Raw genomic sequence first — 19,265 nt, forward strand, 5'->3', positions numbered from 1 at the left:
AGGCGATGTGCAAAAATTCATTCGGACGAAAGCGGTCGCGGCGCCCTTGCCGCTCGCCAATGTCGACACGGACATGATCATTCCCGCCGAATATATGAAGGCGCTGACGCGTTCGGGCCTGGGCCGCCATCTCTTCCGCGAGCTGCGCTTCGACGGGGATGGTCGCGAACGCGCGGATTTCATTCTCAACCGGCCTGCCTGCCGCGACGCGCGGATTCTGGTCGCCGACCGCAATTTCGGATGCGGCTCGTCGCGCGAACATGCAGTGTGGGCGCTCACCGATTTCGGCATCCGCTGCGTCATCGCGCCGAGTTTCGGCGATATCTTCGCGGGCAATGCGCGCAAGAACGGCCTGCTGCTGGTTCGCTTGCCCGATGAATGTTGCGCCCGACTGCGCGGCGAGATCGAAGCTGCGCAATATGCGCCCATCGAGGTCGACCTCGAAGTGCAGCGCATCCGCCTCGCCTCGGGCGAAACGATCGCTTTCAACGTCGATCCCGACGACCGGCGCATATTGATGGAGGGACTCGACGATATCGCCCGCACGCTGCGTCATGCCGACGCCATCGCGCGGTTCGAAGCGGCGCTCTAGCCCAGCATTTCGGGCGACGCGATACAGCCCGCAATCGCACTCGCCGCCGCGAGCGCCGGGCTCATCAGGTGGGTGCGCCCACCGCGCCCCTGGCGATTCTCGAAATTGCGGTTCGAGGTCGCGGCGCAGCGTTCGCCGGGGTTGAGCCGGTCGGCGTTCATTCCGACGCACATCGAACAGCCGGGCTCGCGCCAGTCGAACCCCGCGGCGCGCAGCGTGTCGGCGACACCCTCCGCCTCGGCCTGTCTCTTGACCAGTCCCGATCCCGGCACGACCATCGCGCGGACGTGCGGCGCGACGCGGCGTCCGCGCACAATGTCGGCGGCGATGCGCAAATCCTCGATCCGGCTGTTGGTGCAGCTGCCGATGAAAATGCGGTCGAGCCGCTGGCCGGCAATCGCCCGCCCGGCGGCAAGGTCCATATAGGCGAGCGCCCGCTCGGCCGCGGCGCGCGCGTCGGGATCGGCCAGCGCCGCCGGGTGGGGAACGGGATCGTCGATCGCGACGACCTGCGACGGGTTGGTCCCCCAGCTCACCATCGGCCGCACATCGCGGGCATCAAATTGCAGTTCGCGGTCGAATGCCGCACCGGCGTCGCTCGCCAGCGCCGCCCAGCGCGCCGCGGCTGCCTCCCAAGCGTCACCGCGCGGCGCCGCAGGGCGGCCCTTCAGATAGGCGAGCGTCGTCGCATCGGGCGCGACCAGTCCGGCGCGCGCGCCCATTTCGATGCTGAGGTTGCACAGCGTCATCCGCGCTTCCATCGACAGCGCCCGCACGGCCTCGCCGGCATATTCGATGACATGCCCCCCCGCGCCGTCGACGCCGATCGTGCCGAGCAAATGAAGCGCGAGATCCTTGGCATGGACATGCGGCGCCAGCGCGCCCTCGACGCGCACGCGCATGTTGCGCGAGCGGCGCTGGCGGATCGTCTGCGTCGCCAGCACATGTTCGACCTCCGACGTTCCGATCCCGAAGGCGAGCGCACCGAACGCGCCGTGGGTCGAGGTGTGGCTGTCGCCGCAGACGATCGTCATCCCCGGCTGCGAGCGCCCCTGTTCGGGGCCGACGACATGGACGATCCCGCCGCGCGGATCGCCCATCGGGAAATTCTCGATCCCGAAATGACGCGTATTTTCGACCAGCACTTCGAGCTGCGCGCGCGCCTCGCGGTCGGCGACCCCCGCAGGTCCTGCCGCCTGCCCCGCCGTCGGGACATTATGGTCGGACAGGGCCAGCGCGCGCTCGGGACGCCGCACCGCCCGCCCCGCGGCCACAAGGCCGGCAAAGGCCTGAGGCGACGTGACCTCGTGCAGCAGGTGCAGGTCGATATAGAGCAGGGTCTCGCCATCGTCCTCGGCGACGGCGTGCGCATCCCATATCTTGTCGTAAAGCGTGCGCGGGCGGGTCACAATTTCCCCAGCGTCTCTTTCCGGGGCCCCAGATAACCGAAGAGATAGGCTGCGACTTTCCGCATCTGAATCTCTTCGGCGCCTTCGGTGATGCGATAGCGACGATGGTGGCGATAGATATGTTCGAAGGGTTTGTGGCGCGAGTATCCGATGCCGCCGTGGACCTGCATGGCGCGGTCGGCGGCTTCGCAGACAAGGCGGTTCGCCCAATAGTTGCACATGCTGACCTTGTCGGACAGCGTGCGCTCGATTTCCTTGTGCGGCGTGTTGTCCATATCCCACGCGGTTTTGCGGATGAGCAGGCGCAGCATCTCGGCCTGCGTTGCCAGCTCGACGAGCGGGAACTGGATCGCCTGGTTCTTCGCCAGCGCCTCGCCGAACGGCTTGCGCGTCCGGGCGTATTTCACGCTCTCCTCGATGCAGTAGACGGCGGCGCCCAGCGAGCTTGCCGCCTGGCGAATGCGGTTCTGGTGGACGAAGCTTTGCGCGATCGCGAGCGCGCCGCCCTCGGGGCCGAGCCGCGCGCTGTCGGGCACCCACACATCGGTGAACGTCATGCGTGGATGGTCGGTCGGCATGTTGAACGTCCACATATATTCGTCGACGCTCATCCCCGGCGTTCCCGTCGGCACGAGCAGGCAGGTGATGCCCTTCGCATTCCCGTCGGCGCCGCTCGTGCGGCAAAAGGTCGCGCAGTGCGTCGCGACGTGCATGCCGGTGATCCACATCTTGCGCCCGTCGATGCGCCAGCCGTCGACGCCATCGCGCGTTTCTCGCACGCCGCGCGTCTCCATATGCGTCGCGTCGCTGCCGTGATCGGGTTCGGTCAGGCCGAAGGCGGTGCGCCGCCTGCCCTCGAACCCGCCGAGGATGAACTCGGCCTTCTGTTCGTCGCTGACCCCGAACTGTTCGAACATCTCCACAAAGGGGAAGTTGCCGACGATGCTGTGCTCGTTCTGAAGGTCGTTGTGCAGCCCCAGCCCCTTCGCCGCCAGATGCTCGCGGATCACCGCCATCCACAGGTTGCTGCCGTCCTTGCCGCCATATTTCTTCGGCGCCGAAAAACGCCAGTGGCCCGCGGCGTCGGCTTTGCGCGTCGCGGCCTTGAGCAGCTCTTCCCACTCGTGCCGCGGCAGCCCCTGATTGTCCCAGTCGGTGCGCGCATGCTCGCGGCGATGGTCGAAAAAGCGGATATTGTCGTCCGCAAGCTCGAGCGGCTTGATCTCGGCCGCGATAAAGCGATCGAGCTCGTCCAGATAGGCCGCAAGGTCGGCGGGCATCGCAAAATCCATCGTCTCTCTCCCTAATCTATCTTATCCGCGCCACGCCGCGCGCGCCGCGGCCAGCGGCGCATATTTGGGGCTGTCGACCGCGCATTTGTCGAGCACATCGCGCCGCAGCTTTGCGAGCAGCCCGGCCTCGGCAAGCGTCCGCTCGCCCGACAGCAGGGCATCCGCGAGCGCCTTGTCCTCCGCGCGGCATCCGGCGCCCAGATCGCGCAGCACGATACCGAGCGCGTTCATCGCGACCACCGCCTCGAACTTGGCGTGCCCCTCGGACGCCGGCTTGATCGCGCTCGCGATCCAGTCGCGCACCGCCTCGACCATCTCGGCATTGGTCGGCTCGCCCATCGGCGCGGGTGCGGCATCCAGCGACGCGGAAAGCGCCCGGTCGCGCTCGGCATCGGGCGCCTCCGCCTCGATCAGCCGGACGAGGTCGAGCTCCTGCTCGGCCGTCCGCCGCCCGACGACGACGCGCTCGACCGTCTTGTCGGCGCCGCTCCGCCATGCCTGCCCCATCTGCAGGCACCCAAGCGCCCACCAGAGCGTCCGGTAGACGAGCCAGAAGCGAAAACGGTCCACGTCGACACGCGTCCCGCCGGCGCCCTCATAGGCCGCAAAATAATCGTCGAGGCTGCCGAGCCCGAACGCGGGCCTGTCCAGCTGTCCAAAGCGCCACACGCTCATGCAGCCGAACGCCAGATCCTCGTGCGCGTCGCCCCGGTGCGCCAGCTCCCAGTCGAGCACCGCGGCCAGGCCGTCCACTCCCGCCATCACGTTGCCCATCCGGTAGTCGCCGTGCACCAGCACCGGCGGCGCCGGGTCGGGCAGATGATCCTCGCACCAGCGGATCGCGAGCGCGATCGCCGGGCGGTCGCCGCCGTAAGACAGAAAGCGCGCCTTGAGCTCGGCGAGCGCCGCGCCCGTGTCCATCGGCGGGATCGCATCGGGAACCGTCTCCAGCGGAATGGCGTGAATATGCGCCAGCTCGCGGCCGAGATCCCCGAGCAACGACGCGGGCGGATCGGCCAATATCTTCGCCGGCGACACCTCGCCGACCACCCGCCGCATCACATAGCCGGTGCCGAGAGCGTCGCCCGGCTCCAGCACCCCCACCACCTCCGGCGCCCGAACCCCCGCCGCGCAGGCCGCCATCACCAGCGCCGCCTCGTCGCGATGCCCGAACGGACGATCGGCCATATAGGCGGCCGATGGCGCGCGGCGCAGGACATAACCCGCCGTCCGGCCCTCCGCCCGCCAGTCGAACGACCAGCTCTCCATATTCGCCCCGCCCGAAAGGCGCGACAAACCGGAAAGCGCGCCGGCGCCAACGATGCGCAGCATCAACAGGGAAAGCAGATCGGACAAATCCGTCACAGAGCCGGCGATGGGCGCAACATCGGGTTTCGTCGGTATCTCGCGCATAGCCCTGCTTCCCACCCCCGTCGCCCGACACTTTACTTAGTATGCTAACTATAAGCGAGGAATCGGTTCGCGGCAAGCCAGCTCGACAGGCCGGATAACAGATTTGGCGTCAATCGACGAAGCGCGGTTCGTTTTCGCCCGGGTCCGCGCCCATGCGCCCGACGCGTGTGGCAGCCACACCCGGCCTCCGGACTATTCGCCGTCGAACGGCGGTTCGGCCGGCGAATAATCGCCCGCGCCCTTCGCCGTGCCGATCGACGACAATATGACCAGGCCGATCGCAAACCATTGCGTGAAAGAGAGCAATTCGCCGAGCAGGAAGAAACCCATCAGCGCCCCGACCGCGGGTTCGGCGCTGAGCAGCGTGCCGAAGCTGTTCGGCGGGAGGCGGCGCAGCGCGACCATTTCGAATCCGTATGGAATCGCGCTCGAAACAAGGCCCACGACCAGCCCAAGCGCCAATATCTCCGGCTGGAGCAGATCGGCGCCGGCGTGGATGATGCCGATCGGCGCCGCGACGACGGCCGCGACGATCGTGCCGCCCGCCGCGGCGGCGGGGCCGTGCTGCGCGCCCGCGCGCTTACCGAGCAATATATAGGCGGCCCAGCAAAGCCCCGCGAACAGCGCCAGCGCGACGCCCCGCCAGTCGAGATGCGCCGTGCCCGCGCGAATCGGCAGCAGGAGCAGCAGGCCGAACACCGCGATCCCGATCCAGAGAAAGTCCGCGCGCCGGCGCGAGGTCAGCACCGCGACGCTCAAGGGACCGATGAATTCGATCGCGATCGCGATGCCGAGCGGAATATAGCTCAGCGCATTGTAGAAGCTGAGGTTCATCGCGCCGAGCACGACGCCATAGGCAAGGATCGAGCGCCACCCCTCGCGATAGTTCAGCCGCCACGGGCGGAGCACCACCGACAGCAGGATCGCGCCAAAGATCAGGCGCAGCGCCGTGGTCCCCGCAGGACCCACCAGCGGGAACAGGCTCTTCGCCAGCGCCGCACCGCCCGTCACCGAAACGAGCGACAGGAACAGCGCGCCGAGCGCGAGCAAATCGATCGTTCCGCGAATGGGCGTCCTGGGGTCGGGAAAGGTCATGGCCGCTCGTCGTTGGACAAGAGCGGGCCAATTCGCAAGGTGCGTTCGGCGCGTCCCTGAACACAGGCCGGACCCGCAACGAAAATGTCCCGTCCGGGCCATCAAGCTATTCTTTCGGCGCCCCGAACATGATGACGCTGGAAGATTCGAACATCCCCGCGTAAGGCGCGTGCCATGAGGATCGCGATCATCGATACCAGCACGACGCGCGCGGCGATCATTTCCGATGGCTTGCGCGAGGCGGGACTCGACGATCTGGTGCTGATCGACCCCGCCGGCGCGCTCGCCCGCCAGATCGAGGCGGCGCAGCCCGAAGTCGTCCTGATCAATCTCGAAAACCCCAGCCGCGATCTGCTCGAGGATTATTTCGCCATGTCGCGCGCGCTGGCGCGGCCGATCGCGATGTTCGTCGACCAGAGCGACGCCGAAGCGACCGGGGCGGCGATCGACGCGGGGGTGTCGGCCTATGTCGTCGATGGCCTGTCGAAACAGCGGATCAAGCCGGTGATCGACCTTGCGGTGCGGCGTTTCCAGGCCTTCTCGCGCCTCCAGCGCGAGCTCGACGAAGCGAAAAACGCGCTCGCCGAGCGCGCGGTCATCGACAAGGCCAAGACGATCCTGATGAAGCGCCGCCAGGTCGACGAGCCGGCAGCCTATGCGTTGCTGCGCGGTCAGGCGATGCGCAGCAACCGCCGCATTTCCGAAATCGCGGAGGCGATCGTAACGAGCGAGGCGCTGATGGGGGACATGGAATGACCGACAGGTTTCGTATCGGTTTTCTGCCGCTGGTCGACGCCGCCTTGCCGATCCTGGCGCACGAGATGGGTTTCGCCGCCCGCGAAGGCGTGGAGATCGAACTCGTCCGCGACATGACCTGGGCGACGGTGCGCGACCGGTTGCTTTACGGCCACACCGACGCGGCGCACATGATCGCACCGCTGGCGATCGCAACCACGCTCGGGCGCGACCGGCCTCCGGTTCCCCTCGCGGTGCCGTTCGTGCTCGGGCTCAACGGCAATGCGGTGACCTTTTCGACCGGGCTCGCCGACGAGGTGGGGCTCGGCAACGCGCTCGGCGATCCAACTGAAACCGGGGCGGCGCTGCGGGCGATCGCGGCGGCGCGCAAGGCGGCGGACAAGCCGTTGCGTTTCGGCGTGGTGCACCGCTATTCGAGCCATAATTATATGCTGCGCTACTGGCTCGCGGGAGTCGGCATCCAGCCCGACGTCGATGTGGAGATCGTCGTCACCAGCCCGCCCTTCGCCGCCGATGCGCTCGCGGCGGGCGAAGTTGACGGCATCTGTGTCGGCGAGCCGTGGAACTCGATCGCGGTCGATCGCGGCGTCGGCCACATCGCCCTCGCCACCGCGCAGATCTGGCGGCGCGGGGTCGAGAAAGTGCTCGCGATGCGCGCCGCAATTCTCGACGAGCGACGCGACACGGTCGAGGCGCTGGTCCGCGCGCTGCACGCGGCCGCCGCGCATTTCGTCGAACCCGGCGCGGTCGAAACGAGCGCGGAGATATTGGCGCGGCCGGAGTATCTGGATGCACCGCGCGACGCCGTGCTGCGCGCGATCACCGACCGGATCCGGCTCGCGCCGGGCGGCGAGCCGATGCACTATCCCGACTTCATGTTCCAGTATCGCGAGGCCGCGAACTTCCCCTGGCGCAGCCAGGCGGCATGGCTCTATTCGCAGATGGTCCGCTGGGACTTCATGGCCTTCGATCCGGCGCAAGCCGCCGCCGCCGGCGATGTCTTCCGTCCCGATGTATACCGGAGCGCGCTCGCGGGCTCGGGCGCGCCCCTCCCGGGCGCGAGTTCGAAGCTCGAGGGCGGGCTCGACGAACCGATCGGCGCGGGCTCGACGCAGGGTCGCCTGACGCTCGGCAGCGACCGGTTTTTCGACGGCCGCGCGTTCGACCCCGACGATATCGAGGCCTATCTCGCTGAACTTCCCTGAGTTTGTTCCACGCTCCCTTTTTTGCTGCACCTGCGAAATAAACGCTTGCCGCCTGCCTGAGAATCAGGCAGTTTAGTCCCACCCGGCAAAGCTGCCGGGGCAGGACAAGGCGGCGACGGCTCCAACGAGGGGGCCGAACCGCAGGCGGACGGGGAGCCTTTTCCCCGGAAATCCCACAGGCAATGAAGCCGTCAGGATGCGCCCGCGCGGCCGCCGTCCTGGCGGCTTTTTTATTGCCCGTCGCACAAGGGGACGGACGATGACGACTGCAAGCGGAGGTGCCGGCACGGCATCCGGATCGAGTTTCTGGGCGAGCGGCCACTGGCCGACGCTCGTAGCCGCCTTTCTCTATTTCGACCTCGCCTTCATGGTCTGGGTCATCCTCGGCCCGCTCGCGCCCGCGATCTCCGAAGACCTCGGCCTGACCCCGGCGCAAAAGGGTCTGATGGTCGCAGTGCCGACGCTGGCCGGCGCGGTGCTGCGCGTGGTCAACGGCCTGCTCGTCGACCGAATCGGGCCGAAGCGTGCGGGCGCGATCAGCCAGCTCATCGTTATCCTGGGCCTGTTCACCGCCTGGCTTACGGGCGTCGAAAGCTTCGCCGGTACGCTCGCGCTTGGTATCATCCTCGGCTTCGCGGGCGCCAGCTTCGCGATCGCGCTGCCGCTCGCCAGCCGCTGGTATCCGCCCGAACATCAGGGCAAGGCGATGGGGCTCGCCGGCATGGGCAATTCGGGCACCGTGCTCGCCGCGCTGTTCGCGCCGGGCCTTGCCAAGATCTTCGGCTGGAACGCCGTGCTCGGGCTCGCGTGCATACCGCTGACGATCGTCTTCTTCCTCTATCTTGCGATGGCGAAGGACGCGCCCGATGCCCCCGCGCCGAAGAAGCTCGCCAATTATTTCGAGCCGCTCAAGACCGCCGACGCCTGGTGGCTGATGGCCTTCTACTCGGTGACCTTCGGCGGCTTCGTCGGGCTCGCCGCCTCGCTTCCCATCTATTTCACCGACCAGTTCGGCCTCACCCCCGTGATGGCGGGATATTGCACCGCCGGCTGCGTCTTTGCGGGGTCGCTGGTGCGCCCGATGGGCGGCGCGCTCGCCGACCGCATCGGCGGGGTCAAGGCTTTGATGATGGTGTTCGTCGTCGCCGCGCTCGCGCTCGCCGGGGTGCCGCAGGCCGCGACGCTGCCCGCCGCGCTCGGGCTGTTCGTGATCGCGATGCTCGCGCTCGGCACCGGCAACGGCTCGGTGTTCCAGCTCGTCCCGCAGCGTTTTTCGGCCGAGATCGGCGTGATGACCGGGCTCGTCGGCATGGCGGGCGGCGTCGGCGGCTTCTACCTCGCCTCCTCGCTTGGCTTTGCAAAACAGTGGAGCGGCAGCTTCGCGCCGGGCTTCTACATCTTTGCGGGGCTCGCCGTCGCGGCGCTCGTCGCGCTGATGTTCGTCAAGGGCCAGTGGCGCAGGGCCTGGGGCGCCGCCGAAGGCGTGCGGATCTAAACATGGACCGCACCTTCATCCTGCTGCTGGCGCTCGCGCCGGCCGGGACGGCGCACGCCGAGGAGGCGCTGCTGACGCCCCTCGGCGAAGCCCGGCTCCGCTATGAAAATGTCGATCAGGACGGGCTTGCCGCCGACGCCGACGCGCTCACCCTGCGCGTCCGCGCCGGGGTCGAGGTAAAGACGGGACGCTGGTCGGCGCTGGTCGAGGGTCAGGGCAATCTCGCCATCGTCGACGACTATTTCGACGGCCTCCACGGTGCCGCGACGCGGCCGCTGGTCGCCGACCCCGACAATATCGCCCTCGCCCGCGCGCAGCTTCGCTACGCCGCGCCCGCTTTTGCGGTCACTGCGGGCCGTCAGAGGCTCGGCTTCGACGACGAGCGTTTCGTGGGCTCGGTCGGATTTCGTCAGAACGGCCAGAGCTTCGACGCGGTGCGCGCCGAAATCACCCCGGTGAGGGGCGTGAAGGCCGATGTCGCCTACGCGTGGAGCATCCGCACGATCTGGGGGATCGACGGAGCCGGCGCGCGGCAGCAGGCGGTATCGGGCGACAATGTCTTCGCCAATCTGAGCGCGCAGACGCCCGCCGGCAAAATCGCCGCCTTCGTCTATCTCGTCGATCAGGACGAGGCCGCGATGCAGGGCTTCCGCCTGTCGAACCAGAGCTACGGCGTCCGGCTCGACGGCAGCCAGCCGCTCGGAAAGGCCAGGATCGCGTATCAGTTCAGCTATGCGCGCCAGTCCGACTGGCACCGCAACCCCAACAACTATGCCGCCGACTATTGGCGCGCCGATGTCGCGGTCGATCTTGGCGGCCCCCGGATCGGCGCCGGGTATGAGATACTCGGCGCCGACGACGGCGTGGCGCTGACGAGCTTCCAGACCCCCCTCGCAACCGGGTTCAAATTCCAGGGCTGGGCCGACAAGTTTCTCGTTACCCCGCCCGACGGCGTGCGCGACCTCTATGCGACCGCCGGCTGGGGCTGGGAGGCAGTCGGCGCGCTCAAGGCCGTGACGCTGCAAGCCGCATACCACAATTATCGCAGCGATCGCGCCAGCCGTTCCTATGGCGACGAGATCGACCTGCTCGCCAGCGCCAAGCTCGGCAAATTCACCGCCTCCGCCCGCTACGCGCACTACGACGCCGACAATTTCGCCACCGACACCGACAAATTCTGGCTGCAACTGGACTGGACACTCTGATGGAACATCGCCCGATCAAGGCGGAAAGCGACACGCGCGAGCATCTCGTGGTGATCGGCAACGGCATGGCCGGCTGCCGCGCGGTCGAGGAATTGCTCGCGCGCGATCCGGCGCGCTACCGCGTGACGATTTTCGGCGCCGAACCGCGCGTCAACTATAACCGCATCATGCTCTCCCCCGTGCTCGCGGGCGAAAAAAGCTTCGACGACATCGTGATCAACGATGCCGACTGGTATGCGTCGAACGGCATCGCGCTGGTCGCGGGCGACCCGGTGGTCGCGATCGACCGCGCCGCCAAGACGGTGACGACGCGCGGCGGGGCCAGCGAAAGCTATGACAGGCTGCTGATCGCGACCGGCTCCGATCCCTTCATCATCCCCGTCCCCGGCAAGGATCTGCCCGGCGTCATCGCCTTTCGCGACATGGACGATGTCGACACGATGCTCGCCGCGGCCGATGCCGGCGGCGACGCGGTGGTGATCGGCGGCGGGCTGCTCGGGCTCGAGGCGGCACACGGGCTTTCGCTTCGCGGCATGAAAGTCACCGTCATCCACCTGATGCCGACCCTGATGGAACGCCAGCTCGACGAAGCCGCGGGCTGGCTGCTCAAAAATGCGCTCGAAGCGCGCGGCCAGACGATCCTGACCGGCGCCGACACCGCCGAGATCGTCGGCGACGCCAAGGTAGAGGGGGTGAAGCTCAAGGACGGGACGCTGATCCCCGCCAGCCTCGTCGTGATGGCGGTCGGCATCCGACCCTCGGTCGCCCTCGCCCGCGACGCGGGCCTCGCGGTCGGGCGCGGTATCCAGGTCGACGATCATATGGTGACGAGCGACCCCGCCGTTCTCGCGGTCGGCGAATGCGTCGAGCATGACGGACAGGTCTATGGCCTCGTCGCGCCCTTGTGGGACATGTGCCGCAGCCTCGCCGACGGGCTGGTCGAACAGCCGACCGGCTATCGCGGCTCGGTGACCTCGACCAAGCTCAAGGTGTCGGGCATCGACGTCTTTTCGGCAGGCGATTTCTCGGGCGGCGACGGGTGCGAGGACATCGTGCTGCGCGACGCGAGCCGCGGCGTCTACAAGCGCGTCATCGTCAAGGATGACCGCATCGTCGGCGCCGTCCTCTATGGCGACACCGCCGACGGCAGCTGGTATTTCGACCTGCTCAAGAAGCAGGAAGATGTCTCCGACCTCCGCGACCTGCTGATATTCGGCCAGGCCTTCGCCGCGGGAGGCGGCGCGGCGGACCCTAAGGCGGCCGTTGCGGCGCTTTCCGACGATGCGGAAATCTGCGGCTGCAACGGCGTCACCAAGGGCCAGGTCGTCTCGTGCATCGCCAAGGGCGCGCACAGCCTCGATGCGGTGCGCGGCAGCTGCAAGGCGTCGGCGAGCTGCGGAAGCTGCACCGGCCTCGTCGAAAATCTGCTCGCGCTGACCCTCGGCGACGATGTCCAGTCGGGGCCGAAGACGATGTGCAAATGCACCAGCTTCGGCCACGACGACGTGCGCCGCGAAATCGTCGCACAGGACATGCGCTCGATCCCCGAGGTGATGCAGAAGCTGCACTGGACGACCCCCGACGGCTGTTCCTCGTGCCGCCCCGCGCTCAATTACTACCTGCTCTGCGCGCTTCCCGGCGAATATCAGGACGACCAGCAGAGCCGCTTCGTCAACGAACGCCTCCACGCCAATATCCAGAAGGACGGCACCTATTCGGTCGTCCCGCGCATGTGGGGCGGGCTCACCAACCCGACCGAGCTGCGCGCGATCGCCGATGTCGTCGAGAAATATAATGCACCGATGGTCAAGGTGACCGGCGGTCAGCGGCTCGACATCTTCGGGATCAAGAAGGAGGATCTGCCCGCGGTGTGGGCCGACCTCAACGCCGCCGGCATGGTCTCGGGGCATGCCTATGGCAAGGCGCTGCGCACGGTCAAAACCTGCGTCGGGTCCGAATGGTGCCGCTTCGGCACGCAGGATTCGACGGGGCTCGGCGTCAAGCTCGAGCGGATGAGCTGGGGCAGCTGGATGCCGCACAAGTTCAAGATCGCGGTGTCGGGATGCCCGCGGAACTGCGCCGAGGCGACGATCAAGGATTTCGGCGTCGTCTGCGTCGACAGCGGCTACGAACTCCACGTCGGCGGCAACGGCGGCATCCACGTGCGCGCCACCGACCTCCTCTGCAAGGTCGCGACCGAGCAGGAGGCGATGGACCATTGCGCCGCTTTCATCCAGCTCTACCGCGAGGAAGCGCGCTACCTCGAACGCACCGCGCCGTGGATCGAGCGCGTCGGGGTCGAATATGTGAAGAGGCGGATCGTCGACGACGCCGCGGGCCGCGAGGCGCTGCGCGCGCGCTTCCTCTACGCGCAAAGCTTTTCACAGGACGATCCCTGGGCACAGCGCGCCGAGGGTGCCGAGGCCGAACATCATGCGCCGATGGCGCGCTTCACCCCGCAGGAGGCCCTCGTATGACCACCACCGCAGAATGGCTCGACATCGGCTGGGTCGACCAGATCCCCGTGCGCGGCAGCCGCACCGTGCAGGTCGAGGGCGGCGACGACATCGCCGTCTTCCGCACCGCCGAGGGCAAGGTCTTTGCCCTCCTCGACCGCTGCCCGCACAAGCATGGGCGCCTCAGCCAGGGCATCGTCCACGGCGGCGCGGTCGCCTGCCCGCTGCACAATTGGCGGATCAGCCTCTCGACCGGCGAGGCGCTCGGCGAGGACAAGGGCTGCACCCCGACCGTCCCGGTCAAGATCGACGGTGGCCGCGTCCTCATCTGCCGCGCGAGCACGCTGAAGGCGGCTGCGTGAGGATCGACCTTCTAAAGCCCCTCCCCTTCAGGGGAGGGGTTGGGGGTGGGGTCCCGCGACCTTGCGCGACGCCTGCAAACCCCAACCCAACCCCTCCCCTGAAGGGGAGGGGCTAATGGAGGTCCGCACCACCTGTGCCTATTGCGGCGTCGGCTGCGGCATCCGCGCGACGGTGACCGGCGAGCGCAGCGTCGAGATCGCGGGCGATCCCGACCACCCCGCGAACCGCGGCCGTCTCTGCTCGAAGGGCACGCACCTCGGCGAAACCGTCGGGCTCGAAGGCCGCCTGCTCCACCCGATGATCGGCGCCAAGCGTGCGAGCTGGGATAAGGCGCTCGATCTCGTCGCCAAGAAATTTAAGGAAACGATCGCGCGCCACGGCCCCGGCAGCGTAGCTTTCTACGTCTCGGGGCAACTCCTCACCGAGGATTATTACGTCGCGAACAAGCTGATGAAGGGCTTCATCGGCACCGCGAACATCGACACCAATTCGCGGCTTTGCATGTCGAGCGCGGTCGCCGGACACACGCGCGCCTTTGGCGAGGATATCGTCCCCGCGACCTACGACGACCTCGACGCCGCCGACCTGATCATACTCGTCGGATCGAACACCGCCTGGTGCCACCCGATCGTCTATCAGCGTATCCGCGCGCGCTGCGAGGCGGGCGCCAAGCTCGTCGTCATCGACCCGCGCCGCACCGAAACCGCCGAGGAAGCCGACCTCCACCTCGCGATCCGTCCCGGCAGCGACGTCGCGCTGATGACCGGCTTGCTCCAGCATTGCCGCGAGGCGGGCGCCATCGACGAAGCCTATCTCGCCGCGCATGTCGCGGTGCCGCAGGATTTCTGGGACCAGCTTGGAGAGGGGAATGACCTGTGGTCGGTGGCGCGCTCGTGCGATGTCCCCGCCGCCGACCTCAGGCATTTCTACGAGCTGTTCGCCGCCCACCCGCGCACCGTCACCCTGTTCAGCCAGGGGATCAACCAGTCGACCGCGGGCACCGATCAGGTCAATGCGATCACCAACCTCCACCTCGCCACCGGCCGCATCGGAAAGCCCGGCGCCGCGCCCTTCTCGATCACCGGCCAGCCCAACGCGATGGGCGGGCGCGAGGTCGGCGGGCTCGCCTCGACCCTCGCCGCGCATATGGATTTCGCCCCCGAAAACCGCGCGCGCGTCCAGCGCTTCTGGGCGTCGCCGACGATGGCGGAGAAGCCGGGCCTCAAAGCCGTCGACCTGTTCCGCAGCCTCGGCGAGGGCCGCATCAAGGCCCTGTGGGTGATGGCGACCAACCCCGCGGTGTCGATGCCCGACGGCAATGCGGTACGCGAGGCGCTCGCGACCTGCCCCTTCGTCGTCGTGAGCGACGTGATTGAAAAGACCGATACCGGCGCCTTCGCCCACGTCCGCCTGCCCGCCGCGGCGTGGGGCGAGAAAGACGGTACCGTCACCAACAGCGACCGCACGATCAGCCGCCAGCGCGCGCTCTTTCCGCTCCCCGGCGAAGCGATGCCCGACTGGTGGATCGTCAAGGAAGTCGGGCGGCGCATGGGGTGGAAGACCGCCTTCGCCTACGACCGCCCCGCCGACATCTGGCGCGAGCATTGCCGCCTGTCGACCTATGACAATGACGGCGCGCGCCTCTTCGCGTTGCCCGGCGCGGCGCAGGGCGGCACCGCCGCTTACGACGCGATGACCCCGTTTCGCTGGGGCGGCGATCACCCCTTCGCCGGCGGGCGCTTTTCGACCGACGACCGCCGCGCGCGCCTAGTCCCCGTCGCGCAAAAACCGCTGCCCGAACCCCTCGCCAAATGGCCGCTGACGCTCAACACCGGCCGCTACCGCGACCAATGGCACACGATGACGCGCACCGGCCTCGCCCCCAAACTCGCGCGGCACCGCGAGGAGCCGTTGGTCGAGGTCCACCCCGACGACGCCGCGCGCCTCGGCCTGACCGACGGCGGCCTCGCGCGCGTCGATACGCCGCAGGGCGACAGCCTCTACCGCGTCGCCTTCCACCCCGGTCAGCGCCCCGGGGAGCTGTTCGTCCCCATCCACTGGACCGACCGCACCGCGAGCGGCGGGCGCACCGGCCTGCTCCCCCGCCCGCTCGTCGATCCGGTGTCGGGCCAGCCGGGGTTCAAGCGCACCCCCGCCGCGATCGCCGCGGTCACCCCCAAATGGCGCGGCTTTCTGCTCCTCGCACGCGAACTGCCCGAAACGCCGCGCTGCCTCTGGGCAACGCGCGTCGCGGTGCCTTCGGGGGTGATGTGGGAAGTCGCGGGCAATGGCGACCTCAAGAGCATCGAAGCGTTGCTCCCCAAGGGCGAACGCATCGAGGCGCAGGACGCCGCGCGCGGGACCAGACGCATCGCCATCGTCACGAACGGCCGCCTCGTCGGAGCCTTGTTCGTCACGACAAGCGGCGAACTTCCCCCGCGCGACTGGCTGATCGCGCAATTGTCCGCGCCCGAAGTCGCCCCCACCCTGCTCGCCGGCCGCGCGCCGGGCGTGCAGGCCGACCGCGGCCCGATCATCTGCGTCTGCTTCGATATCGGCCTCAAGACCATCGTCGCCGCGATCCGCGACCAGAGTCTCGCCGACGTCGCCGCGATCGGCGGCGCGATCGGCGCGGGCACCAATTGCGGCTCGTGCCGCCCCGCGCTCGCGCGCATCCTGACCGAGGAGACCAGCAATGCAGCCTGACGATTTTGCGCCCGGCACCGTCTGGCTCGTCGGCGCCGGCCCTGGCGACCCCGAATTGCTCACCCTGAAGGCGGTGCGGTTGATCGAGCGCGCCGACATCGTCTTTTGCGACGCGCTGGTGGGGCGCGGCGTCCTCGACCTCATCCCCGCGCGCGCCGAGCGCGTCAGCGTCGGCAAACGATCGGGGCGCCATTCGAAGGATCAGGCAACGATCGATGCGCTCCTCGTCGCCGCTGCACGGGCGGGCAAACGCGTGGTCCGGCTGAAAGGCGGCGACCCGACGCTGTTCGCGCGCGCGACCGAAGAGATCGATGCGCTCAACGATGCCGGCTTTCATGTCCAAATCTGTCCCGGCATCACCGCCGCGAGCGCCGCCGCCGCGTCGGCGGGTATGTCGCTGTCGCTGCGCGGCGTCGCGCGTGACGTTCGTTTCGTCACCGCGCACAGCCGCCGCGGCGCCGCGCTCGACATCGACTGGTCTTCGCTGGCGCGCGGCGGATCGACCCTCGCCTTCTACATGGGCCGCGAGGCCGCGGGCGAAATCCGGCGCGGCCTGATGCAGGCGGGGATGCCCGGCGAAATGCCGGTGATGATCGCATGCGAAGTCAGCGGCCCCGGCGAGCGGCGGCTCGTCACCCGGCTCGATCTTCTCGACCTTGCGACCAAATCCTTCGCCGCCGACGCTCCGACGCTCATTCTGGTCGGCGCCGCGGTGATGCTCGCCGGCGGCGCGGCAGCGCTGCCCGCGAACAGCTCGCGCGCGGCCTATGGCCAATAATTGCCGTCCGCGCAGTCTTCGCCGCCGGGGTACATGATCTTACCGCTCATCGCCCCAAAGCGGATATTACCGCAGTACGCCTTTCGACGCCTGCGCCCGCGCGTAGAGAAACAGCGCAATCGCGACGACCCAGATCACCGCGGTGAAGATCATCGGGAAGGTCCCGAACATCCGCATCAGGTCGCCATAATGCAGGCCGAACTGGTAAAAGCTGCTGATCGCCAGCCCGATGAGCGAGACGATGAAGGCGGTGACCGCATGGCGGCTGCGTACCAGCAACAGCAGCGACCCGAGCACCGATCCCCAGACCCCCAGTGCCCAGCCGACATTCGCCCACATCGGGAAGCTGGTGAAATAGGCCTGTTGCTCGGGCGTGAAGGCGGCCAAATATTCGGCATTGCCCATCTTGGTCATCGTATAGTCCATCGCGCCAAAGGCGTTCCAGACCAGCGACACGGCCCCGACAACCCACAGGTGCCAGGGCGTTTTGACGGCTTCGGTCATATTCATCTCCCCCTCAGAAAGATCAGGCGAAATTAGCAGATTTCTCGGTCGCCAGCAATATGGTGATATAGTCGCGCAACACAGCGATATTGCGGTCGAAATAGCCGATGTCGCGATAGGTGCGCGCCTGCATCACCGCGCCTTCCATCACCGTCAGCACGAACTCGCCAAGCGCCTTGCGGTCGGTGTCCTTCGGCAGGCGGTCGGCGGCTGCCTCGAAGCAGCCGGCGATCGCCGCCGACCAGTTCGAAAAATTCGCCGCCATCAGCTCGCGCACCACCGGGTCGGGTTCGTGGATTTCGAGCGCAAGGCTGCCGATAGGGCAGCCATAGGTGCAATCGGTGACGATCAGATGCGTGCGATAACCGGCGAGCAGTGCGAAAACCTTGTCGATCGGATCGTCGACGCCGTCCCAATTGGGCGCGAGCAGCATCGCGTCGATGCCGTCGCGATAGAGTTCGAGCACGCCGACGAGCACGTCCTGCTTGCCGGGGAAGAAATGGTAGAGGCTGCCCGAATGGACCTGGCTGCGCGACAAAATGTCGGCGACCGAGGTCGAGAGATAGCCCTTCTCCCAGAACAGCTCCATCGCGGTCATCAGGATGCGCTGGCGGGTGTCGGCGGCATTCATCCCTATCCCGCCCGGTCATAAGCGGCGCGGAGCCAGTCCGCGACATCGCCCTCCGCATCCTCGCCCGCCGCGATCCGCACGCGGTGCGACACCATCGCGTTCCAGCTTCCCGCCAGTTCGAGCTTGCCTGCCGGTTCCTCGCCCTTGAGCGCGAGACCGATGTCGAAGCGATCCTTGGTCGAGGGCATCAGCAGCGCGAACTGCTTCTTGCGGCGCAGGCTCACATAGCCCTTCTTCGGCGCCAGCTCGACGTCATCGCCAAAACCCTGCACGAGCAGGGTCAGCCGGTCGTAGAGCGGCCGCCAATGCGCCTTCGCGCCGTCGAACGCCGCTTCGACCAGCGCCTCATCGTCCTGCGACAGCGACGAGGAGGCGTTCGCGGCATGAACGATCATATTGGCATAGCCGTGGCCAAGCCCATGTTCGGATTTGAGGTGATTCACCAGCGCCATATGGCCGGCGATCCCGGTCGCGCGCGCGGTGGCGACCCATTCGTCGAGTCCCTTGCCGGTCTTCGCCCGCAAATTCTCGCCCATCTTCTCGAATTCGTCGGCCATCGGCGTCCTCCCTCGTCAAGATGAGTTGATTGAACATTCAACCAAGCAATTTGTCAAGAGACTTGGCAAGGGCGCGCGAACTCCCGATATGCGCGGCATGTGTGTCGTCGCCCTTGCCCACCGCGTCCATCCCGACTGGCCGCTCATCCTCATCGGCAATCGCGACGAGTTTCACGAACGCCCCGCCGCGCCGCTTCACGAGTGGGACGACGGCAGCGGTCTCGTCGCCGGGCGCGACCTGCGGGCGGGCGGCACCTGGCTCGGCGTCCATCGCCCGAGCGGCCGCACCGTCGTCGTCACCAACGTCCGCGGCGCGATGCCCGACCCCGCGAAGGAATCGCGCGGCGCGCTCGTATCCGACCTGCTGCGCGGCGAAGGGCGCTTCGCCGACCCGGCGGCGGAGGATCTGCCGCGCTTCAACGCCTTCAACCTGTTCGCCGTGGACGGCGGCGCGGCACGATTGCTGAACAACCGGCCTGTCCCGTTGATCATGCCGCTCGAACCCGGCGTCCACGCGCTCGCCAACGAACCCGTCGACGCCCCCTGCCCCCGCGCCGAACGGCTGCGCGCTGGGCTCGAAACGGCCGTCACGGCGGGCACCGACCCCGAAAAGCTGCTCGACACGCTGATGGCCGGGGACGACCCCGCGCTGTTCCTGCGCGGCGACGTCTATGGCACGCGCGCCTCGACGCTCGTGCTGATCTCGGCGGATGGCGCGGTCCGGATGACCGAGCGCCGATATGAAGCGGGCGGCCGTCCCGCTGGAACGACCGCCCTCGAATTTCGGATCGCTTCTTAAATCCTCCCT

At 67.7% G+C, this 19,265-nt stretch carries 17 protein-coding genes; 10 read left to right on the forward strand and 7 right to left on the reverse strand.

The genetic code is table 11. From position 1 onward, the window contains the following. Nucleotides 1–7 precede the first annotated feature (7 nt). Entirely contained in the window at nucleotides 8–592 is a 585-nt protein-coding gene (gene leuD, locus OVY29_RS08405; RefSeq protein WP_037553977.1) for a 3-isopropylmalate dehydratase small subunit, read from the forward strand. On the opposite strand, the gene leuC is transcribed toward leuD, so the two are convergent. From leuC to OVY29_RS08425, 4 genes are all read right to left on the reverse strand, one after another. Continuing rightward, nucleotides 589–2,001: a 3-isopropylmalate dehydratase large subunit gene (gene leuC, locus OVY29_RS08410; RefSeq protein WP_037553976.1), complete on the reverse strand. Its 1,413-nt coding sequence runs from the start codon at nucleotides 1,999–2,001 to the stop codon at nucleotides 589–591. The two genes, leuD and leuC, sit on opposite strands and share 4 nt — an antisense overlap. Continuing rightward, the gene (locus tag OVY29_RS08415; protein ID WP_037553975.1) at nucleotides 1,998–3,293 is read right to left on the reverse strand and encodes an acyl-CoA dehydrogenase family protein; all 1,296 of its coding nucleotides are present in this window, start codon (nucleotides 3,291–3,293) and stop codon (nucleotides 1,998–2,000) included. Before OVY29_RS08415 ends, leuC begins: the two co-directional genes overlap by 4 nt. A 21-nt stretch (nucleotides 3,294–3,314) precedes the next feature. Beyond that, a complete protein-coding gene (locus tag OVY29_RS08420) occupies nucleotides 3,315–4,706 on the reverse strand; it encodes a phosphotransferase family protein (RefSeq protein WP_313911168.1) in 1,392 nt (463 codons plus the stop codon). A 192-nt stretch (nucleotides 4,707–4,898) separates the two neighbouring features. Continuing rightward, on the reverse strand, nucleotides 4,899–5,801 hold the full coding sequence (locus OVY29_RS08425) for an EamA family transporter (RefSeq protein ID WP_052182040.1): 903 nt from the start codon (nucleotides 5,799–5,801) through the stop codon (nucleotides 4,899–4,901). A gap of 174 nt (nucleotides 5,802–5,975) precedes the next feature. Here OVY29_RS08425 and OVY29_RS08430 point away from each other — a divergent pair, with 174 nt between their 5' ends. The 8 genes from OVY29_RS08430 to cobA all read left to right on the forward strand — a co-directional run bounded on the left by OVY29_RS08430 (nucleotide 5,976) and on the right by cobA (nucleotide 16,765). Further along, nucleotides 5,976–6,557: an ANTAR domain-containing response regulator gene (locus OVY29_RS08430; RefSeq protein ID WP_037553973.1), complete on the forward strand. Its 582-nt coding sequence runs from the start codon at nucleotides 5,976–5,978 to the stop codon at nucleotides 6,555–6,557. Next, nucleotides 6,554–7,762: a CmpA/NrtA family ABC transporter substrate-binding protein gene (locus OVY29_RS08435; RefSeq protein ID WP_037553972.1), complete on the forward strand. Its 1,209-nt coding sequence runs from the start codon at nucleotides 6,554–6,556 to the stop codon at nucleotides 7,760–7,762. Before OVY29_RS08430 ends, OVY29_RS08435 begins: the two co-directional genes overlap by 4 nt. Before the next feature lie 259 nt (nucleotides 7,763–8,021). Further along, nucleotides 8,022–9,257, forward strand: coding sequence for a nitrate/nitrite transporter (locus OVY29_RS08440; protein ID WP_037553971.1), 1,236 nt, complete (start codon nucleotides 8,022–8,024; stop codon nucleotides 9,255–9,257). Between the two features lie 2 nt (nucleotides 9,258–9,259). Then, the gene (locus tag OVY29_RS08445) at nucleotides 9,260–10,462 is read left to right on the forward strand and encodes a hypothetical protein (RefSeq protein WP_037553970.1); all 1,203 of its coding nucleotides are present in this window, start codon (nucleotides 9,260–9,262) and stop codon (nucleotides 10,460–10,462) included. Then, nucleotides 10,462–12,939: a nitrite reductase large subunit NirB gene (gene nirB, locus OVY29_RS08450; protein WP_037553969.1), complete on the forward strand. Its 2,478-nt coding sequence runs from the start codon at nucleotides 10,462–10,464 to the stop codon at nucleotides 12,937–12,939. Before OVY29_RS08445 ends, nirB begins: the two co-directional genes overlap by 1 nt. Continuing rightward, entirely contained in the window at nucleotides 12,936–13,280 is a 345-nt protein-coding gene (gene nirD / locus OVY29_RS08455; RefSeq protein WP_037553968.1) for a nitrite reductase small subunit NirD, read from the forward strand. The genes nirB and nirD overlap by 4 nt, the downstream gene beginning before the upstream one ends. Nucleotides 13,281–13,395: 115 nt before the next feature. After that, nucleotides 13,396–15,987 (forward strand): molybdopterin-dependent oxidoreductase, encoded by a 2,592-nt coding sequence (locus OVY29_RS08460; protein ID WP_313911169.1) that lies wholly within the window; start codon nucleotides 13,396–13,398, stop codon nucleotides 15,985–15,987. Further along, nucleotides 15,977–16,765, forward strand: a complete 789-nt coding sequence (gene cobA, locus OVY29_RS08465; protein WP_037556599.1) for a uroporphyrinogen-III C-methyltransferase — start codon at nucleotides 15,977–15,979, stop codon at nucleotides 16,763–16,765. The genes OVY29_RS08460 and cobA overlap by 11 nt, the downstream gene beginning before the upstream one ends. Before the next feature lie 66 nt (nucleotides 16,766–16,831). Here the strand turns inward: cobA and OVY29_RS08470 are convergent, their stop codons facing one another. Genes OVY29_RS08470 through OVY29_RS08480 form a run of 3 tightly spaced genes read right to left on the reverse strand, consistent with a single transcriptional unit; the run spans nucleotide 16,832 to nucleotide 18,457 of the window. Next, complete coding sequence (locus tag OVY29_RS08470) at nucleotides 16,832–17,269, reverse strand: hypothetical protein (protein WP_052182384.1); 438 nt, start codon at nucleotides 17,267–17,269, stop codon at nucleotides 16,832–16,834. Between the two features lie 22 nt (nucleotides 17,270–17,291). Further along, nucleotides 17,292–17,900, reverse strand: coding sequence for a TetR/AcrR family transcriptional regulator (locus OVY29_RS08475; RefSeq protein ID WP_037556597.1), 609 nt, complete (start codon nucleotides 17,898–17,900; stop codon nucleotides 17,292–17,294). A 2-nt stretch (nucleotides 17,901–17,902) separates the two neighbouring features. After that, nucleotides 17,903–18,457: a DUF4287 domain-containing protein gene (locus OVY29_RS08480; RefSeq protein ID WP_037556595.1), complete on the reverse strand. Its 555-nt coding sequence runs from the start codon at nucleotides 18,455–18,457 to the stop codon at nucleotides 17,903–17,905. A gap of 97 nt (nucleotides 18,458–18,554) precedes the next feature. Here OVY29_RS08480 and OVY29_RS08485 point away from each other — a divergent pair, with 97 nt between their 5' ends. After that, complete coding sequence (locus OVY29_RS08485) at nucleotides 18,555–19,256, forward strand: NRDE family protein (RefSeq protein WP_313911170.1); 702 nt, start codon at nucleotides 18,555–18,557, stop codon at nucleotides 19,254–19,256. Nucleotides 19,257–19,265: the final 9 nt, after the last annotated feature.

Source organism: Sphingopyxis sp. SE2 (assembly GCF_032227185.1).
Classification (GTDB): domain Bacteria; phylum Pseudomonadota; class Alphaproteobacteria; order Sphingomonadales; family Sphingomonadaceae; genus Sphingopyxis.

What these genes read in the sequence shown, in the direction of transcription:
- OVY29_RS08415 (WP_037553975.1), bottom strand. Translation starts at nt 3,293, where the DNA reads ATGGATTTTGCGATGCCCGCCGACCTTGCGGCCTATCTGGACGAGCTC.
- OVY29_RS08420 (WP_313911168.1), bottom strand. Translation starts at nt 4,706, where the DNA reads ATGCGCGAGATACCGACGAAACCCGATGTTGCGCCCATCGCCGGCTCT.
- OVY29_RS08425 (WP_052182040.1), bottom strand. Translation starts at nt 5,801, where the DNA reads ATGACCTTTCCCGACCCCAGGACGCCCATTCGCGGAACGATCGATTTG.
- OVY29_RS08430 (WP_037553973.1), top strand. Translation starts at nt 5,976, where the DNA reads ATGAGGATCGCGATCATCGATACCAGCACGACGCGCGCGGCGATCATT.
- OVY29_RS08435 (WP_037553972.1), top strand. Translation starts at nt 6,554, where the DNA reads ATGACCGACAGGTTTCGTATCGGTTTTCTGCCGCTGGTCGACGCCGCC.
- OVY29_RS08440 (WP_037553971.1), top strand. Translation starts at nt 8,022, where the DNA reads ATGACGACTGCAAGCGGAGGTGCCGGCACGGCATCCGGATCGAGTTTC.
- OVY29_RS08445 (WP_037553970.1), top strand. Translation starts at nt 9,260, where the DNA reads ATGGACCGCACCTTCATCCTGCTGCTGGCGCTCGCGCCGGCCGGGACG.
- nirB (WP_037553969.1), top strand. Translation starts at nt 10,462, where the DNA reads ATGGAACATCGCCCGATCAAGGCGGAAAGCGACACGCGCGAGCATCTC.
- nirD (WP_037553968.1), top strand. Translation starts at nt 12,936, where the DNA reads ATGACCACCACCGCAGAATGGCTCGACATCGGCTGGGTCGACCAGATC.
- OVY29_RS08460 (WP_313911169.1), top strand. Translation starts at nt 13,396, where the DNA reads ATGGAGGTCCGCACCACCTGTGCCTATTGCGGCGTCGGCTGCGGCATC.
- cobA (WP_037556599.1), top strand. Translation starts at nt 15,977, where the DNA reads ATGCAGCCTGACGATTTTGCGCCCGGCACCGTCTGGCTCGTCGGCGCC.
- OVY29_RS08470 (WP_052182384.1), bottom strand. Translation starts at nt 17,269, where the DNA reads ATGACCGAAGCCGTCAAAACGCCCTGGCACCTGTGGGTTGTCGGGGCC.
- OVY29_RS08475 (WP_037556597.1), bottom strand. Translation starts at nt 17,900, where the DNA reads ATGAATGCCGCCGACACCCGCCAGCGCATCCTGATGACCGCGATGGAG.
- OVY29_RS08480 (WP_037556595.1), bottom strand. Translation starts at nt 18,457, where the DNA reads ATGGCCGACGAATTCGAGAAGATGGGCGAGAATTTGCGGGCGAAGACC.
- OVY29_RS08485 (WP_313911170.1), top strand. Translation starts at nt 18,555, where the DNA reads ATGTGTGTCGTCGCCCTTGCCCACCGCGTCCATCCCGACTGGCCGCTC.